Origin of the sequence: Micromonospora sp. NPDC050495, assembly GCF_040655175.1 — a bacterium.
In the GTDB taxonomy this organism is placed as follows: domain Bacteria; phylum Actinomycetota; class Actinomycetes; order Mycobacteriales; family Micromonosporaceae; genus Micromonospora.
This window is the reverse complement of the sequence record NZ_JBFAJK010000014.1, coordinates 1-18,852: the sequence shown is the minus strand read 5'-3', so window position 1 is coordinate 18,852 and position 18,852 is coordinate 1. Positions and strand designations below refer to the sequence as shown.

The 18,852-nt window shown below is 73.7% G+C and carries 17 protein-coding genes; 4 read left to right on the top strand and 13 right to left on the bottom strand.

Annotated features, from left to right (window positions below):
- Positions 1 to 19: 19 nt before the first annotated feature.
- Positions 20 to 691 (bottom strand): NAD-dependent epimerase/dehydratase family protein, encoded by a 672-nt coding sequence (locus AB0I11_RS16310; RefSeq protein WP_357320134.1) that lies wholly within the window; start codon positions 689 to 691, stop codon positions 20 to 22.
- Between the two features lie 103 nt (positions 692 to 794).
- Here AB0I11_RS16310 and AB0I11_RS16305 point away from each other — a divergent pair, with 103 nt between their 5' ends.
- Positions 795 to 1,382: a pyridoxamine 5'-phosphate oxidase family protein gene (locus AB0I11_RS16305; protein WP_357320131.1), complete on the top strand. Its 588-nt coding sequence runs from the start codon at positions 795 to 797 to the stop codon at positions 1,380 to 1,382.
- Positions 1,383 to 1,394: 12 nt separating this feature from the next.
- On the opposite strand, the gene AB0I11_RS16300 is transcribed toward AB0I11_RS16305, so the two are convergent.
- Positions 1,395 to 2,876, bottom strand: a complete 1,482-nt coding sequence (locus tag AB0I11_RS16300) for a peptide MFS transporter (protein ID WP_357320128.1) — start codon at positions 2,874 to 2,876, stop codon at positions 1,395 to 1,397.
- A gap of 222 nt (positions 2,877 to 3,098) precedes the next feature.
- Here AB0I11_RS16300 and AB0I11_RS16295 point away from each other — a divergent pair, with 222 nt between their 5' ends.
- Entirely contained in the window at positions 3,099 to 3,440 is a 342-nt protein-coding gene (locus AB0I11_RS16295; RefSeq protein ID WP_046564157.1) for an RNA polymerase-binding protein RbpA, read from the top strand.
- A 66-nt stretch (positions 3,441 to 3,506) separates the two neighbouring features.
- Here the strand turns inward: AB0I11_RS16295 and AB0I11_RS16290 are convergent, their stop codons facing one another.
- The 5 genes from AB0I11_RS16290 to AB0I11_RS16270 form a co-directional block, all read right to left on the bottom strand.
- A complete protein-coding gene (locus tag AB0I11_RS16290) occupies positions 3,507 to 4,064 on the bottom strand; it encodes an FxsA family protein (RefSeq protein WP_357320125.1) in 558 nt (185 codons plus the stop codon).
- Between the two features lie 56 nt (positions 4,065 to 4,120).
- Positions 4,121 to 4,912 carry a polyprenol monophosphomannose synthase gene (locus AB0I11_RS16285; RefSeq protein WP_357320122.1) on the bottom strand — a complete coding sequence of 264 codons (792 nt, stop codon included), beginning with the start codon at positions 4,910 to 4,912 and terminating at the stop codon, positions 4,121 to 4,123.
- Between the two features lie 40 nt (positions 4,913 to 4,952).
- The gene (lnt, locus tag AB0I11_RS16280) at positions 4,953 to 6,488 is read right to left on the bottom strand and encodes an apolipoprotein N-acyltransferase (RefSeq protein ID WP_357320463.1); all 1,536 of its coding nucleotides are present in this window, start codon (positions 6,486 to 6,488) and stop codon (positions 4,953 to 4,955) included.
- A 258-nt stretch (positions 6,489 to 6,746) separates the two neighbouring features.
- Positions 6,747 to 8,039, bottom strand: coding sequence for a GAF domain-containing protein (locus AB0I11_RS16275; protein WP_357320119.1), 1,293 nt, complete (start codon positions 8,037 to 8,039; stop codon positions 6,747 to 6,749).
- A 155-nt stretch (positions 8,040 to 8,194) separates the two neighbouring features.
- Entirely contained in the window at positions 8,195 to 9,313 is a 1,119-nt protein-coding gene (locus AB0I11_RS16270; RefSeq protein WP_357320116.1) for an NAD(P)/FAD-dependent oxidoreductase, read from the bottom strand.
- 46 nt (positions 9,314 to 9,359) lie between these two features.
- Between AB0I11_RS16270 and AB0I11_RS16265 the strand changes: the two genes are divergently transcribed.
- Positions 9,360 to 10,058: a TetR/AcrR family transcriptional regulator gene (locus tag AB0I11_RS16265; protein ID WP_357320113.1), complete on the top strand. Its 699-nt coding sequence runs from the start codon at positions 9,360 to 9,362 to the stop codon at positions 10,056 to 10,058.
- A gap of 453 nt (positions 10,059 to 10,511) precedes the next feature.
- Here AB0I11_RS16265 and AB0I11_RS16260 read toward each other — a convergent pair whose 3' ends face one another.
- From AB0I11_RS16260 to AB0I11_RS16235, 6 genes are all read right to left on the bottom strand, one after another.
- Complete coding sequence (locus AB0I11_RS16260; protein WP_357320110.1) at positions 10,512 to 11,846, bottom strand: glutamate mutase L; 1,335 nt, start codon at positions 11,844 to 11,846, stop codon at positions 10,512 to 10,514.
- Positions 11,843 to 12,235 (bottom strand): hotdog domain-containing protein, encoded by a 393-nt coding sequence (locus AB0I11_RS16255; protein WP_046562813.1) that lies wholly within the window; start codon positions 12,233 to 12,235, stop codon positions 11,843 to 11,845. The genes AB0I11_RS16260 and AB0I11_RS16255 overlap by 4 nt, the downstream gene beginning before the upstream one ends.
- A complete protein-coding gene (locus AB0I11_RS16250; protein ID WP_357320106.1) occupies positions 12,232 to 12,993 on the bottom strand; it encodes an OAM dimerization domain-containing protein in 762 nt (253 codons plus the stop codon). Before AB0I11_RS16250 ends, AB0I11_RS16255 begins: the two co-directional genes overlap by 4 nt.
- The gene (locus AB0I11_RS16245) at positions 12,990 to 14,552 is read right to left on the bottom strand and encodes a lysine 5,6-aminomutase subunit alpha (protein ID WP_357320103.1); all 1,563 of its coding nucleotides are present in this window, start codon (positions 14,550 to 14,552) and stop codon (positions 12,990 to 12,992) included. The genes AB0I11_RS16250 and AB0I11_RS16245 overlap by 4 nt, the downstream gene beginning before the upstream one ends.
- A 73-nt stretch (positions 14,553 to 14,625) precedes the next feature.
- Positions 14,626 to 16,197, bottom strand: coding sequence for an amidohydrolase family protein (locus AB0I11_RS16240; RefSeq protein ID WP_357320101.1), 1,572 nt, complete (start codon positions 16,195 to 16,197; stop codon positions 14,626 to 14,628).
- 5 nt (positions 16,198 to 16,202) lie between these two features.
- The gene (locus AB0I11_RS16235; RefSeq protein ID WP_357320460.1) at positions 16,203 to 17,252 is read right to left on the bottom strand and encodes a zinc-binding alcohol dehydrogenase; all 1,050 of its coding nucleotides are present in this window, start codon (positions 17,250 to 17,252) and stop codon (positions 16,203 to 16,205) included.
- A 153-nt stretch (positions 17,253 to 17,405) separates the two neighbouring features.
- On the opposite strand from AB0I11_RS16235, the gene AB0I11_RS16230 reads away from it, so the two are divergent.
- Positions 17,406 to 18,812 carry a lysine 2,3-aminomutase gene (locus AB0I11_RS16230; RefSeq protein WP_357320098.1) on the top strand — a complete coding sequence of 469 codons (1,407 nt, stop codon included), beginning with the start codon at positions 17,406 to 17,408 and terminating at the stop codon, positions 18,810 to 18,812.
- Positions 18,813 to 18,852: the final 40 nt, after the last annotated feature.

Genomic DNA, 18,852 nt, shown 5'->3' with positions numbered 1-18,852 from the left:
CGGTCCTGCCGTCGACGGCTCAACCCGAGGGACTGCGGTGCTCGTGGTCGACGATCGTGATGATGCCGCTCGGCTGGTTGAGCGCCGCGACGGTGCGTGCGGCGGCGGCGGCGACGTGAACGCGCGGGGCGTCCGGTGCCGAGTCGGGGTAGAAGGTGCCGGGGCCGTAGAACTGGCCGTAGCGCAACACGACCCCGCCGAAACCGAGGACGGCGTCCTCCAGGGTTTGCACGGCGGCGGCGCCGTCGCCGGGCGGTAGCGCCCAGGCGATGCTCTGGGCGAGAAGCCGGGAACACCCGCTCGCGATCGCCGCGTCGATGAGATTGCGCGTCCCCTCGACCCGGATACGGGCGTTGCCGGCGCGTCGGGCCGGCAACTCCGCGGCGGTGTCGGGCAGATCCGTGAGCTCGTGCAGCAGCAGGTCGGGCTGGAACCTGTCGACGGCGGACGTGAGCGCACCGGCGTCGTACACATCGCACACGACCGGTTCGGCGCCGAGGGACCGTACCAGCTCGGCCTTCCCGGGGGTGCGGGTCATCCCGGCGACGGTGTGTCCGGCCCGCGTGAGCAGGGGCAGAATGCGGGAGCCGAGCACACCGGTCGCACCGGCGACGAAGACCCGTACGGGCGGGACGGCTGCGGTGAGATCAGCGGGCTGGTCGGCGATCATGGCGCGTGGTGCGTCCTGCATGCACCAGAACCTACTCGTCCACCCGGTTGAGCAGGTGTCCTGGCACCGGCCACTACCTGGGACGGGGCAGCGCCAGCAGCCGATCCCGGAGGATGATCAAGGCGTGGGCAAGACGTATGAGCGTATCGACGGCCGGCTGCGTACCTTCATCGAGGCGCAGCCGATGTTCTTCACCGCCACCGCCCCGCTCGCCGGCGACGGCACGGTCAACCTCTCCCCCAAGGGCCTGCGCGGCTGCTTCGCGGTCCTCGACGAGCACACCGTCGGCTACCTGGACTTCGCCGGCAGCAACGCCGAGACCATCGCGCACCTGCGGGAGAACGGCCGGATCACGCTGATGTGGTGCGCGTTCGACGGCCCACCGAACATCGTGCGGGTGCACGGGCGCGGCGAGCCGGTGTTCCGCGACGATCCCCGCTGGCCGGCGCTGCTGCCACACTTCGCCATCGACCCGAGCGAGCACGGCCTGCGGGCGATCATCCTGGTGCGCGCCGAGCTGATCCGCGACACCTGCGGGTACGCGGTGCCGCTGATGACCTACCAGGCCGACCGGGACCTGCACGGGCGGCGCTTCGCCCGGGAGGACGACGCGTCGCTGAGCGCCTACTTCGCCGGCAAGGAGCACGTGGCGAGCAGCATCGACGGGCTGCCCGGCCTGCCGCTGCCGCTGCCGCCGACCCCGGCCGCCTGATGGCCGGACCGGTCAGTGGATGCCGGCCATCAGGCCGCGGATCTGCCGGGTGAACATCACCGCGGCCAGCCCCAGCACCACCGACGCCAGCCCGAAGGTCAGGAAGTACGTCGGCTCGGACCAGCTCTGCGCCAGCCGGGCCACCTGTCCACCGATCGCGTCGCCGACGGCGGTGGCCAGGAACCACAGGCCCAGCATCTGGCTGGCGTACTTGACCGGGGCCAGCTTGGTGGTGGCGGACAGGCCGACCGGGCTCAGCGACAGCTCGCCGGCGACCTGGATGGCGTAGACGGCGACCAGCCACCACGGGGAGACCAGGTCGCCGCCGACGGCGGCCTGCGCGGCGGCGGCCATGAGCACGAACGACAGGCCGTTGAGCACCAGACCGACGGCGAACTTCATCGGCGTGGACACCCGGTGGCCGAGCTTGAGCCAGAGCCAGGCGGCCAGCGGCGCGCCGATGATGATCAGGATGGGGTTGACCGACTGCAGCCACGAGGCCGGGAAGGTGAAGCCGCTCACGTTCCGGTCGGTCCGGTCCGCGGCGAAGATGTTCAGCACCGATCCGGCCTGGTCGTAGATCAGCCAGAACGCGGCGGCGAAGACGAACAGCCACAGGTACGCCTTCATCCGGCTGCGCTCGGTCCTGCTGATCTCCCGGTCGGTCAGGATCCGGGCGAAGTACGCGATGGTCACCAGCACGGTGACCAGGGTGAGCAGGTTGACCACGGTGTCGACGGTGAACAGCCCGATCAGCGCGAGCACGGCGAGGACGACCAGCACCGCGACGGTGACCACCGCGATGCGGGTCAGCGCCCGCCGCCGGTCCGCGCCGAGCAGCGGGTCGGCCGGCCGGGCGCCGGCGTCGCCGAGGTTGCGCCGGCCCAGCACGTACTGGAGCACGCCGAAGGTCATCCCGATGGCGGCCGCGCCGAAGCCCAGATGCCAGTTGATCTTCTCGCCGAGGAAGCCGGTGATCAGCGGGGCGATGAACGCACCCAGGTTGATGCCCATGTAGAAGATCGAGAAGCCGGCGTCGCGGCGCGGGGAGTCCCGGTCGTACAGGTCGCCGACCATGGTCGAGATGTTCGGCTTGAGCAGGCCGGTGCCGAGCACGATCAGCGCCATGCCGGCGAACACGCTCCACCCGGTGGGCACGGCCATCACGTAGTGGCCGGCGGCGATGACCACGCCGCCCCAGAGCACGCTGCGCCGGGCCCCCAGCAGCCGGTCGGCGATCCAGCCGCCGGGCAGCGCCATCAGGTACACCATCGCGTTGTAGGTGCCGTAGACGGCGTTGGCGGTGGATTCGCTGATCCCCAGGCCCTCGTCGGCGACCGACGCGGTCAGATACAGCACCAGGATGGCCCGCATCCCGTAGAAGCTGAACCGCTCCCACATCTCGGTGAGGAACAAGGTCGACAGCGCCCGGGGGTGGCCGAAGAAGGTCTTTCCCCCGGGCGGTCGGGCCTCGAGCGGCGCGTCACTGCTCATCGTCACCTCCGCACCCGTCCAGGCGGTTAACATCCCCGTTGGCAGTCGAATCACTCCACCTATTCGCCCGGCCGGGGACGAGCCCGCCGGGCCGCCGTTCTGTCCGGCTACCCTTGCAGGGTTCCGACCCGCGCGGGCCTTGCCCGCGGGGGCGGGAATGGCCCGGCGGAGACGGACCGTTACACCGAGAAGACCAGCACCACGAGCGAGGGGAAGTCGATCATGGGCGAGCGCATGCTGCGCGGGAGCCGCCTGGGCGCGGTCAGCTACGAATCCGACCGCAACACGGAGCTCGCGCCGCGTCAGACCCGCGAGTACCTCTGCGCCAAGGGCCACCAGTTCGAGGTGCCGTTCGCCGTCGACGCCGAGGTCCCGACGACCTGGGAGTGCAAGTTCGACGGCAGCGTCGCCCGACTGGTCGACGGCAGCGAGCCGGAGCAGAAGAAGGCCAAGCCGCCGCGTACCCACTGGGACATGCTGCTGGAGCGGCGTTCGATCGCCGAACTGGAAGACATCCTGGCCGAGCGGTTGCAGGAGGTTCGCACCCGCCGCGGCCGCGCCTGAGCGCACCGGTCAACCGAAACGCCCCCGGGGATCCCCCGGGGGCGTTTCGTCATGTCCGCACCGGTGTCAGGACCGGCCGGGCTCGATGATCTCGCCCTCGATGGCCCGGCCCGGCTCCACCGGCTGCGCCACGCCCGGCACCGCACCGCCCGGCTGCCCCGCCGCCGGCGGCGGCGACCCGGCGTCCGACGGCGGGGCGCTGCGGCGCACCCGCACCCGGCGCGGGCCGAACAGGTCACCGGCGACCACCGACGACACCCGGCGCTCCGCGGCGCGTTGCGCCCCGCCCCGGGCCAGCCGGCGCAGCGGCGGCACCAGCAACAGCAGCCCCACCACGCCGCTGACCAGGCCGGGCAGCGCCAGCAGCAGCGCACCGACCAGGCCCACCAGACCGTCGGTGACCTGCTGGCCGGGCGGCTGCCGGGACTCCACGGCGGCCCGGAAGCCCTGCCACGCCCGCATCCCCTCGCGACGCAGCAGCACCAGGCCCAGCAGCGACGCCGCGAACACCAGCAGCACCGCGGCGCCGAAACCCACCGCCCGGCCCACCAGGATGAACACGGTCAACTCCAGCACCGCGAGCAGCAGCAGGGCCGGTGGTACGTACCTCAGTCCTCGGCGCATCTCACCTCATCAGCCGGCGGTGTCCTCACGCCCCTCCAGCATGACACGCCGGCGGGTCACGGCCACCGGGCCAGCGCGGCGGGACGGCGCCGCGCCACGACCCGCCGGTCCCGCAGCGCCCAACTGGTGATCCGCCACAGCGCCTCGGCCACGATCAGCGGGCTCATCTTGCTGTCGCCGTGCTCCCGCTCGGCGAAGGTGATCGGCACCTCGACGATGCGCGCCCCGGCCCGGTGCGCCAGCCGGGACAGTTCCACCTGGAACGCGTACCCCTGGGAGCGCACCGACGCCAGGTCGATGGCGTCCAGCGCGCTCGACCGGTACACCCGGTAGCCGCCGGTGGCGTCGGAGACCGGCATGCCCAGCGCCAGCCGCGCGTACAGGTTGCCGCAGCGCGACAGCAGCAGCCGCCGCAGCGGCCAGTTCACCACCCGCGCGCCCCGGGTCCACCGCGAACCGATCACCACGTCGGCGTTACGGGCGGCCGCCAGCAGCGCCGGCAGGTCCTCCGGGGCGTGCGAGCCGTCGGCGTCCATCTCCACCACGGCGTCGTAGCCGCGCCGGCGGGCCCAGGCGAACCCGGCCAGGTACGCCGCGCCCAGCCCTTCCTTGCCCTGGCGGTGCAGCACGTGCACCTGCGGGTCGCCGCCGGCCAGCGCGTCGGCGATCGCGCCGGTGCCGTCCGGGCTGTTGTCGTCGGCGACGAGGATGTCCACCGCCGGGGCCGCCGCCCGGATCCGCGTCACGATCCGGCTGACGTTGTCGGCCTCGTTGTAGGTGGGGACGACCACCAGCACCCGTCCCACCCCGGGATGGCCGGCCGTCCGCCTGTCGGCTGCCACGCCCACCGTCGTACCGCCTCCCCGCCGGCGTACCGGCACCGTCGTCCTACCCGGGGGCGACCTCCCGGCGGCGGCGCAGCACGGCCGCGCCGGCCAGGGCCGCGACGGCGAGCGCCGCGAGGGCCACCTCCGGCCACACCCCCGCCCGGGTGGCCGGGGTGGAACCGTCACCGAGCCGCATCTGCCGCACCACCACCTCGGCGGTGTTGAACCCGGTCGCCCCGTCTACCCGCCCGTCGGGGGAAACGAACCCGGACACCCCGACCGTGGAGGCCATCAGGGCGGCCCGGCCGTGCTCGACGGCACGCAACCGCACCATGGCCAGTTGCTGGCGGGCCTCCGCCACGTCGAAGGTGGCGTTGTTGGTCTGCACCACGAGCAGTTGCCCGCCGCCGGTGACGGTGTCCCGGACCAGGCCGTCGTAGGCGACCTCGAAGCAGATCACGTCACCGAGGGTGACCGCGCCGGCGTCCAGGACCCCGGCGCGCTCCCCGGGGACGAAGTCGGAGCGGACCCGGTCGACCTCGGCGCTGACCATCCGGGCGATCCTGCGCAGCGGGATGTACTCGGCGAACGGCACCGGGTGGCGTTTGGTGTAGAGCTGGTCCAGGTCGGCGCCGGTGCCGGGGCGCCACAGCAGGCCGGCGTTGCGGACCTGCCCCGCGCCGGGTCCGAGCAGCACCGCGCCGACCAGGATCGGCGCGCCGACCGCGTCGGCGGCCTGGGAGATCCGCGCCCCGGCGTCGGGGTTGCGCAGCGGGTCGATGTCGCTGGAGTTCTCCGGCCACACCACCAGGTCGGGGCGGGCCCGGGTGCCGGCGGTGACCTCGGCGGCCAGTTTCAGGGTGGCGTCGACGTGGTTGTTGAGCACCGCCTGCCGCTGGGCGTTGAAGTCCAGCCCCAGGCGGGGCACGTTGCCCTGCACGATGGCCACGGTGACGGTGTCGCCGCCGCCGCGGACCCCGGTGGGCACGCCGCCGGCGGCGGCCAGCAGCGCGGCGAGCGCGGCGGCCAGGGCGGCCACCGGCCGCCACTGCCCGGCGGGGCGCCGCCAGTCCCGCCAGGCGGCGGTGAGCAGCAGCCCACCGGTGAACGCCACGGCGAAGGTGACCAGCGGGGCGCCGCCCAGGGCGGCCAGCCGCAGCAGCGGGGAGGTGTCCTGGCTGAACGCCAGCCGCCCCCACGGGAAGCCGCCGAACGGGGTGCGGTCGCGCAGCGCCTCCTGCCCCACCCAGAGCAGCCCGGTCAGCGCCGGCCAGCCCCACCGCCACCGGTCGGCCAGCGGCGACACCCAGGCCCCGGCCGCGCCTAGCAGCGCCAGGTAGCCCGCCTGCAACAGCGACAACAGCAGCCACGGCAGGTAGCCGGTGTGCAGGTTGGTCCACTCCAGCAGTGGCGCGAACAGCGTCACCCCGGCCAGGAAACCCAGCCCGGCGCCGGCGCGCAGCCGCCGCCGGTGCGTCGCGGCGGCCAGCAGCGCCACCCCGACCGGCGCGAGCGCCCACCTGCCGTACGGGGGGAACGCGGCCAGCAGCGCCACGCCGGCCGCGAGGGCCATCGGCAGGGCCGCGGCCAGCGGCAGCGGGCGCGGGTCCGCGCCGTCGCGTGCCCCGGCGGTGGCACGGGGCTGTTCCCGGTCGAGCGTCGTCACCGGCACCTCACCACGATCACGCGCCGAAGGCTACCCGGCCGGTCGGCGCGTCCGCCCGCGGTGGGCTGGTGGGGGGCCTGGGCGGGTGCCGCGCGGGCCGCCGGTGGGTGGGCCGCCACGGTCGCTGACGGGCGCGGCGGCGGGTCCGGGCGCGCGAGGGCTGACGCGGCGGCGGGTTGCGGGTGCGGGTCAGCGGTTGAGGTAGGCGCCGAGGCCGCCGAGGTCCTCGTTGGCGATGAACGCCGACCGCACGTTGATGATGGCTTCCTCGACGTGGATGGGGCAGCCCCACGCCGAGTCGCCCCACGAGTCGGCGATCTTGATTTCGGCCGGTGCGGTGCAGCCGGCGGCGCCGCCGAGCTGACACTGCTCGGGGCGGGGCCGGGCGGCCTGCGCGGCGGCGGCGGCGCGCATCCGCGCGGTGAGTTCCGCGGCGGCGGCGGCCCGCTGCTCGGCCTCGGCGCGCAACTCCCGCTCGGCGCGTACCACCCTGGCCAGTTCGTCGTGGGCGGCTCGGGCCCGGGCGTCGGCGGCCGCCTTCGCCTGTTCGATGTGGTGGCGTTCGATGGCCAGCGCCGCGGTGCCGGCGAAGACCCGGGCGAGGGCGAGGTCCGCGTCCTGCGGTACCCGGGGGGTGCGGTGGTACATGGCGAAGGTGCCCAGCAGGCTGCCGTCGCGGGCCAGGATCGGCGTCGACCAGCAGGCCGCCACCCCGGCCTGCTGGGCGAGGTCCCGGAAGTCGTCCCAGAACGGGTCGGTGGCGATGTCGGTGACGATGACCGGTTCCCGGCGGTGCGCCGCGGTGCCGCAGGAGCCGACGCCCTCGCCGGTGGCGATGCCGTCGATGGCCTCGTTGTAGAAGTCGGGCAGGCTGGGCGCGGCGCCGTGGCGCAGGTGCCGGCCGTCGGGGTCGGCCAGCAGCACCGAGACGAGCACCTGGTGCGGGGCGAGCTTCTCGATGCAGCGGGCCATGCCGTCGAGCACCTCGGCCAGCGGCGCCTGCCGGGCGATCTGCTCGACCAGGGCGCGGTGCTCGGCCATCAGCCGTTGGGCCTGCTTGACCTGGGTGGTCTCCACCCCGATCACCCGGATCCCGGAGACCGTGCCGTCGGCGTCGCGGCGCGGCTCGTAGGTGAAGTCGAAGTACGCCTCCCGGGCGCGCAGGCCGGTGCCGAGCACGACCCGGACGTCGCGGCCGGTGTAGGGCTCGCCGGTGCGGTAGACCTCGTCGAGCAGCGCGATGAAGCCCTGGTCGGACAGTTCGGGCATCAGTTCGGCGAGGGCGACTCCGGTGCGGGCCCGTTCCTCGCCGATCGTGGCGAAGAACGCCGGGTTCGCGGTCTCCACCCGGTGCGTCGGCCCGGTCAGCGACGCGAACACGGCGGTGGACTGCCCGAACAGGGCCCGCAGATCCTCCTCCGCCCCGTGCCGGGCAGCGGCCGGATCCGCGGCGGCCCGCCGCTGGCCTGACACCGCCGCCATGCTGTTCTCTGCCTCTCGTCGCCGACTGACCGGGGGCCGGCGACCGCGTTGTGGATCGAGACCCCGGTGATGCGGATGAGGGTAACGGATGTGCCGGGCCCACCGCACAACTCGCCCCGGCGCCGCCGCCGGGTCGATCCCCGCGAACCGGCCGGTCAGGTCGGCTGGACCTGGTCGAAGACGGCGAGGGCGTCGGCGGGGTCCGGGCTCACCAGGCGTTCCAGGCCGGCCGCCGTGAGCTGCGCCCACCTGCCGGCCCGCGCGCACATCTGTTCCTCGAAGGCGCGCACCACCTCGTCGAGGTCCGCGGGGCCGGCGGCGATGGCCTCGGCGAGTTCGGCGCCCTCCAGCATCGCCAGGTTCGCGCCCACCCCCAGTGGGGGCATCAGATGGGCGGCGTCGCCCAGCAGCGTCACCCCGGGCACGTGCGGCCAGGTGTGGCCCACGGGCAGGACGTAGAGGGGCCGGTGCGCGAACGCGGTGCCGTGGCGCAGCAGGTCGAGGGCGGGCGCGGCCCAGCCGGGGAACAGCGCCGTCAGGTGCGACCGCACGGCCTCGACGTCGGCCAGGTCCAGGTCGGTGTGCCAGTCCAGCGGCGCGCGGAACCGGGCGTACACCTTGACGTGGCCGCCGCTGTTGCGCTGGGCGACCAGCGACCGGTTCACCCCGTACACGGCCACCGAACCGTCGCCGATCAACCGGGCCAGCTCCGGGTGGCGGGTGTCGACGTCGTCGAGGGAGGTCTCGACGGAGGTGACGCCGGTGTAGTGCGGGGTCGCCGGGGAGACCGCCGGGCGGATCCGGGACCAGGCGCCGTCCGCGCCGACGACCAGGTCGAACGTCTCGGCTCGCCCGTCGGCGACGTGGACCAGGACGCCGTCCGGTGTTCCCGGCACGACCCGCGTGACGGCCCGCCCCCACTGGACGTCGAGGGGGCCGAGCAGCAGGTCCCGCAGCTGCCCGCGGTCGATTTCGGGATTGGCCCGCTCGTCGGGGCCGGGTCGCCAGTCGCGCAGCACGGTCCCGTCCGGGTCCAGGATGCGCATGGCCTGCCCCTCGGGACGCGCCAGCGCCTGGAAGGCGGCCAGCAGCCCGGCCTTGTCCAGCGCCCGCTGGCCCAGGCCTTCGTGCAGGTCCAGGGTGCCGCCCGGCGGGCGGGCGTCGGGGGCGTGGTCGCGTTCGAGGACGGTGACGGGGTGGCCGTGGCGGTGCAGGACCCGGGCGAAGGTGAGGCCGGCGGGGCCGCAACCCACCACGGCGATACGGTGTCTCATGCCGATACACTGTATTGGTTGGGTTGGGGTGCGGCCAAGAAGAGGGGTGACCGTGACTGTCTGGGACCGGCCGGAGCCGCCGGCTCCTCCCGTGCCGCTGGACCGGCAGCGGATCGTCGCCGCCGCCGTCGCGCTGGCCGACGAGGGCGGCCTGGCGGCGGTGTCGGTGCGCAAGGTCGCCGCTCGGCTCCACGCCGGCCCGATGCGCCTGTACGGCCACATCGCCACCAAGCAGGAGTTGTTCGACCTCATGCTCGACGAGGTCCAGGCCGAGATCCTCCCCGAGGAGCAGCCCGGTGACTGGCGGGCGGCGCTGTGCGTGCTGGCCCACCGCACCCGGCAGGCCGCGCTGCGCCACCACTGGCTGGCCGACCTGCTCGGCGGCCGCCCGGCCCTGGGCCCGCACGGCCTCGCCGTGACCGAGGCCACCCTGGCCGCCCTCGACGGCCTGGCCGACATCGACACCGTGCTGCGCGCGGTCGAGACGGTGGCCGCCTACTTCACCGGCGCGATCCGGCGCGAGATCGCGAACCTGCGGGCCGAGCGGGCCACCGGCCTGTCCGAACGCGACTGGCAGCGCGCCCACGGCCCGCACGTGACGAGAATGTTGGCCACCGGCCGCTACCCGACCCTGAGCAAGGCCGTGCACGACGGCACGGACGTCGACCCCGACGCGTCCTTCGCGACCGGTCTGGACTGGGTCCTCGACGCCGTGGCCGCCAAACTCACCGGCCCACCGGCGTGACCGTCACCCCGGTGCCGGCCGGGGCAGCGCGCGCAACAACGGGCCGGAACGGAAATCGGGGCGCGGCTCGCGCCGCGCCCCGATGCTCCCAGGCCCTTCCCGGCCGGTGGGGCGAGGAAAAGCGACCGCGACCTTCGGACCGACCCGACGTGGACTGGCTGCCCCCGCCTGGCCGTTGTCTACTGGCCGTGCCGCTCATCCTGCCCGTACACCGGTAACCGCGGCCGGTCCGCGCCGCCCCGCCGACCCCCGCCCGCTGGACCTGGCCGCCGCAACCTTCCGGTCACTCGGCCAGCAGGCGAAGGGACGAAGCGAACAACAGCCGCTTCCCGTAGTAGGACTCAAGGACGGTACGGCGTCGACCCCCGCCGCTGTCAACCCACCCGGGCCTGTCGTGTGTTGCACCACGGCGTGTCGCGTCGGCGCGTCTCGATGCGTGGCCGCGCCGGCGGCTCAGCCGCCGAGGTGACGGCGCAACAACGCCGCCGCCGCCCCCGGATGATCCGCCGCGAGCAGCCCCCCGGCGGCCAGCACGTAGTCGACGTCGACGACCGGGCGGGCGGCGCGCGGCAGCGGCCACCCGCCGGCGTGGTCGGCGAGCACCGCGCCCAGCACACCGGCGGCATCCCCCGGGTCGGCGTGCCGCAGCACCCCACCCGAACCCACCATCAGCCGCACGTCCCGCAGGTCCCGACCGGCGCGTTCCCCGGTGGCGACGCCCCGGGCGTGCCGGCGCAGCGCCACCGTCGCGGCCAGCGCGGCGATGCGCCGCTCCGCGGCCCGCTCGGCCGCGTCGGCGGGCAGGAACGCCGGATCCGCGGCCCGCACCGCCGCCGCGGCCGCCAACCCGTCCTGCTCCCCCGGCGCCAGCAGGCGCTCCTCGGCGGCGGCGCGGACCACCCCGGGGGCGCTCCACCGCATGCCGAGATCGCCCTCCACGGTGCGGGCCCGCCACAGCGTGCCCGCCACCTCCTGGCCGGGGCCGCTGTCCCGCTCGTCGGGGGTCAGCACCGAGTACACGTCGGTGGTCGCCCCACCGACGTCCACCACGGCCAGGTCACCGCCGAGCGCGTCGGCCAGCACCTCCACCCCGGTGAGCACCGCGTCCGGGGTGGCGGCCCGCACCAGGCGGGCGAACCGTGCACCCCGGGACAGCTTCTTGCCGCCGATGACGTGCCGCAGGAACACCTCCCGGATCGCCGCCCGGGCCGGCGCCGGGGCCAGCACCCCGATGCGGGGCAACACGTTGTCCGCGACCGTGACCGGCACCCCCGCCGCCGCGAGCACGGCCTGCAGCCCGTCGCGGGCGTCGGCGTTGCCGGCGAGCACCACCGGCACCCGGAACCGGGCCCGGGCCAACCGGGTGGCGTTGTGCGTCAGCGTCTCCGCGTCACCGCCGTCGGTGCCCCCGACCAGCAGCACCACGTCCGGGCGGGCGGCGCGCAGCGCGGCCAGCTCGGCCCGCCCGAGCCGCCCACCGGCCACATGCACCACGTTCGCCCCCGCCGACAGGCCCACCCGCCGGCCCGCCTGCGCGGTGACCAGCGGCTCGTAGCCCACCACCGCCAGGCGCAGACCGCCGCCCGCCGACGAGCAGACGTACCACGGCACGTCGCGCACACCCAGCCCGGCGGTGGCCGCCGCGACGGCGGCGTCCAGGCCGTGCAGCACGTCGCTGCCCACCGTCGTCGGCGCCGACGCCGCCGCGACCAGCCGGCCGCCGTCGAGGTCCACCACCGCGGCCTTGGTGTACGTCGACCCGACGTCGGCGCAGACCGCGACGTTCACGCCGCCGGCGGCACGACCACCGTGCCGGTCGCGGTGACCGCCACGACCGGCTCCGCCAGTACCTCCGCGGCCGACTCACCCCGCTCCGGTCGGCCCCGGCACACCACCCGCGCCTCGAAGTCCAGGGTGCGGCTACGCGTGCCGACCCGGGTGACCGTGGCCACCACCTCCAGCACGTCCCCGGCCTTCATCGGCGCCCGGAACTGCACGTCCGAATAGGAGGCGAACAACCCCTCGTCGCCGTCGGTACGGATACACACCTCCGTGGCCACATCCCCGAACAGACCCAACGCGTACGCCCCGTCGACCAGGTTGCCCGCGTAGTGGGCGTGCGAGTACGGCACATACCGTCGATGGGTGACCGTCACACCCAGCCGCGCGTCGCTCATGCTCCCGCCTTCTTCTCCGTGATCAGCGCATGGACCAGATACGACGCCACCTCACCCGGCGTGGTGCCCCGACCGAAGATCCGGTCCACCCCCAGCTCCCCGGTCATCGACTCGTCGAAACGCGGCCCACCCACGATCAGCAGGGGCCGCCGCCCGGCCGGCATCGCCTCCCGGAACGCCGCCGACATCTCCCGGGTGTTGTGCAGGTGCGCGTCGCGCTGGGTCACCACCTGCGACACCAGCACCGCGTCGGCCCGCTCCCGCCGCGCCGCCTCCACCAACTCCGGCACACTCACCTGCGCGCCCAGGTTCGTCACCTTCAACTCCCGGTAGTACTCCAGGCCCTTCTCCCCGGCGATGCCCTTGACGTTGAGGATCGCGTCGATGCCGACGGTGTGCGCGTCGGTGCCGATGCACGCCCCCACCACCGACAACTTGCGCCGCAGCCGCTGCTTCACCACCGCGTTGACCTCCTTGGCCGACAGCAGCGGAAAGTCCCGCTCCACCACCTGCACCGCCGACAGGTCCACCAGGTGATTCACCCGGCCGTAGACCACGAAGAAGCTGAACCCGTCACCCATCTGCTTGCCGTGCACCAGCATCGCCGGGTCGATGCCCATCTTGTTGGCCAACTGCACCGCCGCGCCCTCGGCGCGCTTGTCCAACGGCACCGGCAGCGTGAACGACACCTGCACCATGCCGTCACCGGTGGTGTCCCCGTACGGCCGGACGATCTTCTTCTCCCCCGACGCCGTCACGCCCGGTCCCCTTCCAGGATCTCCGTGGCCGGGTTGTAGTAGTCGGCCTCGTGCCGCGCGACACCGTCGAGGCCCTTGCCCCGATCCGCGGGCCGCTTCATGATCCCGAAGGTCCCCTCGGCGATCGCCGTCAGCAACGACTGGTCCCCGATGCGCGCCAACAGGTCCACCGCCTCACCCAGCACCCGGTGCGCCCGCTGCTGGATGAACCCGCCCGGCGCCGGCACGAAGTCCTCGTGCAACCCCCCGGCCGCGCCCAACACGTACCGCACGTTCTGCAACGCGATGTCCCGGTCCGACAGCCACGGCGTCACCACCGCCTCGGTCATCATCCCCACCAGCAGGATGCCCTGCCCGGTCATGGCGCCCACCAGATTGAAGAACCCGTCGAGCAGGTTGCCCCGGAACACGTCCCCGGTCATGTGCTTCGTCGGCGGCATCCACTTCAACGGCGCGTCCGGGAACAACTCCCGCGCCAGCAACGCGTGCGCCAACTCCAACCGGAACGACTCCGGCAGATCCGGGTTGATCTCGAATGCGTGCCCCAACCCCAACTGCCAGTCCGCCAACCCCGCCTCGTGCGCGAAATACTCGTTGAGCAGCTGCGACACCGTCACCGTGTGCGCCTCGTCCACCGCGTCCGCGGTGGTCAGGTAGTTGTCCTCACCGGTGTTGATGATGATCCCCGCCCGCGCGTGCACCTGCCGCGAGAACCGCTGGTCCACGAACGTGCGGATCGGGTTGATGTCGCGGAACAGGATCCCGTACATCGAGTCGTTGAGCATCATGTCCAGCCGCTCCAGCCCCGCCAGCGTGGCCATCTCCGGCATGCACAACCCCGACGCGTAATTCGTCAACCGCACGTACCGGCCCAACTCCTTCGACGACACGTCCAACGCCGCCCGCATCAACCGGAAGTTCTCCTGCGTCGCGTACGTGCCCGCGAAACCCTCCCGGGTCGCCCCCTCCGGCACGTAGTCCAGCAACGACTGCCCCGTGGACCGGATCACCGCGATGACATCCGCCCCGGCCCGGGCAGCGGCCTGCGCCTGCGGAATGTCCTCATAGATGTCGCCCGTCGCCACGATCAGGTAGATCCACGGCCGCTGCTTCGGATCCCCGTACCGCTTCACCAACCGGTCCCGCTCGGCGCGGCGCCGGTCGACCTGCCGCACCCCCGCGCCGACCGCCCTCCGGGCCGCCCGGCGGGCCGCGGTGGCCGCCCTGCCGGTGGGCTGGGCGAACCGCACCGACCCGGCGGCCGCCTTCTGCGCCAACAACGTCACGTCGCCGATCTGCTCCCGAGCCAGAGCGTCGAACACCGGCGCGGCCACCCCGTGCCCGAGACCGACGTCGGCCACGACCGCGTCGACGAGCCGGTTCACCCACGGGATGCCGTCGGGGTCGGCGCCGCTCACCCCGGCCAGCCGCAGCACCGCCCGCTCCACCGACACCGTGGTGTGGCTGCGCGCCAGATCCACCACCGGCTGCCCGGCGCGGCGCGCCAACTCCCGCGCCCGCGCCACCAGCGCCGGATCCAACCCAAGCTTGCCCGTCACGCCGTCACCCTCGCTCCGCTCGGCGACGCCGTGCCGGCGCCACCCCGTGCCGATCGTCCGCTCGCCCGCTCGCTCACGAAACGCCTTCCTGATAGATCACGTCACCGCGCAACACCGTGGCCCGGCACACCGGCAGCGGCGTCGGATCGTCCGCCCCCCGCGCCTCCGGATCCTCGGCCTGCAACACCGGCAGACCCCGCTCCACCCCCGCCGGGGTGTCCCACACCGCGAACGTCGCCGGCGCGCCCAGCGCGAGCACCCCCTCGTTGTCCAGGTGCACGGCCCGCCACCCGCCCCGGGTGTGCGCCGCGAACGCCGACCGCACCGTCATCCGCTGCGCCGGACTGTGATGCGCCACCGCCGCCCGCACCGACCCCCACGGATCCAACGGCGTCACCGGCGAGTCCGACCCGAACGCCAACGCCACCCCCACCGCGTGCATCGCCCCCATCGGGTTGGACTCCAACGACCGCGCCAACCCCAACCGCGACTCGTACATCCGCCCAGCCCCGCCCCACAGCCGGTCGAACGCCGGCTGCATCGACGCCACGATCCCGTACTCCACGAACCCGGCGATGAGCGGCTTGCTCATGATCTCCGCGTGCTCCACCCGGTGCCGGGCCGCCCGCAGCCGGTCCACACCCACCGTCCGCGCGGCCTGCGCGAACCCGTCGAGCACCGTGCCGATGGCCGCGTCACCGATCGCGTGGAAACCGCCCTGCAGCCCATGAGCCGCGCAGTCCAGCAGGTGGTCACGCACCTGCTCGGCGCTGACGTAGCCGTGCCCGCAGGCCCCGGGCTCTCCGTCCAGGTAGGCCGCCGACACGTGCGCCGTGCGGGAACCCAACGCCCCGTCGGCGTACAGGTCACCGCCGGCACCGACCGCGCCCAACTCCCGGGCCTTCGCCGCACCCAGCAGCTCACCCCAGTACCCGTACACCTCGGGCACGCCGTCGCCGGAGATCGCCAACAGGCCGGTGAAGTCGCTCTCGTCGGAGGTACCCGGGCCGCCGCACTCGTGCACCGCCGCGATGCCCAACGCCGCCGCGTGCCGCAGCGCGGCGCGCTGGGCGGCCACCCGCTGCGCCGTGGTCACCGAGCCCAACGCCGCCGCCCGCACCACGTGGTGGGCCTCGCGGCGCAGCCAGCCCGACGGGTCGTAGCCGGCGGCGCCCGCCGCGTCCGGACAGGCCGCCAACAACGCCGCCGACACCAGCGCCGAGTGGATCGACGCCTGCGACAGGTACACCCGTCGGCCCCCCGCCGCCCGGTCCAACGCGGCCGCGTCAGGCAGCGCCGGCTGCGGCCAGGACGACTCGTCCCAGCCGTGTCCCAACACCACCGCGTCCGACGGCAGGCCGGCCGCGAACGCCGCCACCGCCTCCAGCAGCTCGGCCGCGGACCGCACCGCCGACAGGTCCAGCCCCGACAGGGCCAACCCGGTGTCCGTGGCGTGCACGTGCGCGTCCACGAACGCCGGCGTCACCAGCGCCCCGCCCAGCTCCACCACCCGATCGGCGGCCGGCGCGTCGGCGTCGGCGCCCAACCAGGCGATCCGCCCGTCACGCACCAGCAACGCCGTCGCGCTCGGGTCGGCCGGACAGTGCAGCACTCCGCCGCGGTACAGGGTCGAGGGATTCGTCATGACGCTCAGTCTGCCGCCAGCCGGGCCTCGAACAGCCGACGCACCCCCGGCTCGCCGCGCAGCAGGTCCAGCGCCAGGGCGGCGTGCCCCGGCACGTACCCGTTGCCGACCAGCATCGTCACGTCCGCCGCCAGACCCTCCGCACCCAACGCGGCCGCCGCGAAACTCGTCGCCATCGAGAAGAAGATCACCGTGCCGCCGTCCTCGGTGGCGAGCACCGCCCCGTGCTCGCAGCCCGGCACGTCCACGCAGACCACCGTGACGTCCGCGGGGGCGTTCAGCGCCCCGGTCACCGCCGTGGACAACCCCACCGGATCCCGCGCGTCGGCCAGCGCCACCACATCCGCCAGGCCGGCCGCCTCCAGCGCGTCACGCTCCGCCGCCACCGGCACCACCCCGACCGTACGGCTGGCGCCGGCCCGCCGCGCGGCGGCCAGCGACAGCGAGCCGCTCTTGCCGGCGCCGCCGATCACCGCCACGCTCACCGGCCGGGCGTCCCCCTCGCGGCGGCGCCGCGCCACCTGCTCGGCGACCACCCGGGCGGTCAGCGCGGGCGCCCCGCACACGTCGAGCACCGCCAGCGACAGCTCCGGGTGCAGGTCGTCCGGGAGCACCGCGGCGATCGACCGGGCGAACAGGATCGCGTACCCGTCGCACGGCACCTGCTCGCTGCGCCCGTCCCAGGCCGCCAACCCGTCCAGGATCGTCAGCGGGGTCAGCGTCAGCGACACCAGGGTGGCTACCCGGTCGCCCTGGCGAAGCCCCAGCGGGGACCGCTTCCCGGCCTCCTCCACGGTGCCGATGAGCATGCCGCCGGAGCCGGTCACCGGGTTCTGCATCTTCCCCCGGGTCGAGATGATCTCCAGCACCTCGGCGCGGACCTTCTCCCCGTCCCCGCCGTGCTTCTCCGACAGCTGCCGGAAGCTCGCCGCGTCCAGGTTCAGCCGCTCCACCCGGATCCGCACCTCGTTGGCGGCGATCCGCGGGGAGGCGTCCAGCCGCCACGCCGCCTGCGGCAGCACCCCCGCCGGTTCCACGACTCGGTGCAGACCCACCGGTGACGTCACGCCGACCCCCTATGTTCAGCCGCTCGAAACCCCGGTCTGGGCTCGCGTCGCGGGAAAACTTACGGCAGACTAATTTCTTCACCGGATATTTTCCAGTAGCCTTCGAGATCGTTGATCATCCGCAGCACCTCAGGAGGGGCCGTGACCCAGACCCAACCGGTTGAGACCATCCCTCAACCCCGTCACGCCCCGGTCGCCGTTCCGACCGCCGGGCAGCCGTACGAATACCGCCGCAGCCCCCTGGTCGAACCCGACTGGACCCGCTTCCCCGGCTGGCGCCACGTCACCCGGGACCAGTGGGAGAGCGCCCAGTGGCAGCGGGTCAACTGCGTCAAGAACATCAAGCAGCTGCGCACCGTGCTCGGCGACACCGTCGACGAGCGCTTCTACGCCGACCTCGAGGCCGACCAGAAGGCCCTGGCCACCATGTCCATGCTGGTGCCGCCGCAGATGCTCAACACCATGGTCCCGCACCAGCCGATGAGCACCGAGGCCTTCCTCGCCGACCCGATCCGCCGCTACATGATCCCCGTCGCCTCCGACCGGCGCACCGACTGGCCCTCCCACCCCTACGCCAGCCGCGACAGCCTGCACGAGCACGACATGTGGGTCGCCGAAGGCCTCACCCACCGCTACCCCACCAAGGTCCTCGCCGAACTGCTCTCCACCTGCCCGCAGTACTGCGGCCACTGCACCCGGATGGACCTCGTCGGCAACTCCACCCCCGCGGTCGACAAGCTCAAACTCTCCCTCAAGCCGGTCGACCGCTACGACGCCCACATCAGCTACCTCAAGGCCCACCCCGGCGTCCGCGACGTGGTCGTCTCCGGCGGCGACGTCGCCAACGTGCCGTGGCGCAACCTCGAGTCCTACCTGATGCGCCTGCTGGAGATCGAAACCATCCGCGACATCCGGCTCGCCACCAAGGCCCTCATGGGCCTGCCGCAGCACTGGCTCCAGCCCGACGTCGTCGAGGGCCTCGAACGCGTCGCCCGCACCGCCGCCCGCCGCGGCGTCAACCTGGCCATCCACACCCACGTCAACCACGCCCAGTCGCTGACCCCGCTGGTCGCCAAGGCCGCCCAGACGGCCCTCGACGTGGGCGTCCGCGACGTACGCAACCAGGGCGTGCTCATGCGCGGGGTCAACGCCACCAGCGCCGACCTGCTCGACCTCTGCTTCGCGCTGCAGGGCGAGGCCGGCATCCTGCCGTACTACTTCTACATGTGCGACATGATCCCCAACGCCGAGCACTGGCGGGTCCCCGTCTGGCACGCCCAGCAGCTCCAGCACGACATCATGGGCTACCTGCCCGGCTACGCCACCCCGCGGATCGTCTGCGACGTCCCGTTCGTCGGCAAGCGCTGGGTGCACATGCTCACCGACTACGACCGCGACCGCGGCATCTCCTACTGGACCAAGAACTACCGCACCTCGATCGAGTCCGCCGACCTCGAAGCGCTCAACAAGCGTTACGCCTACTACGACCCGATCGACACCCTGCCCGAGTCCGGCCAGGCCTGGTGGGCGGCCCACCGCGACGACTGACCCGGCACCAACGGCGTCGCCCGGCACCTCAGGTGCCGGG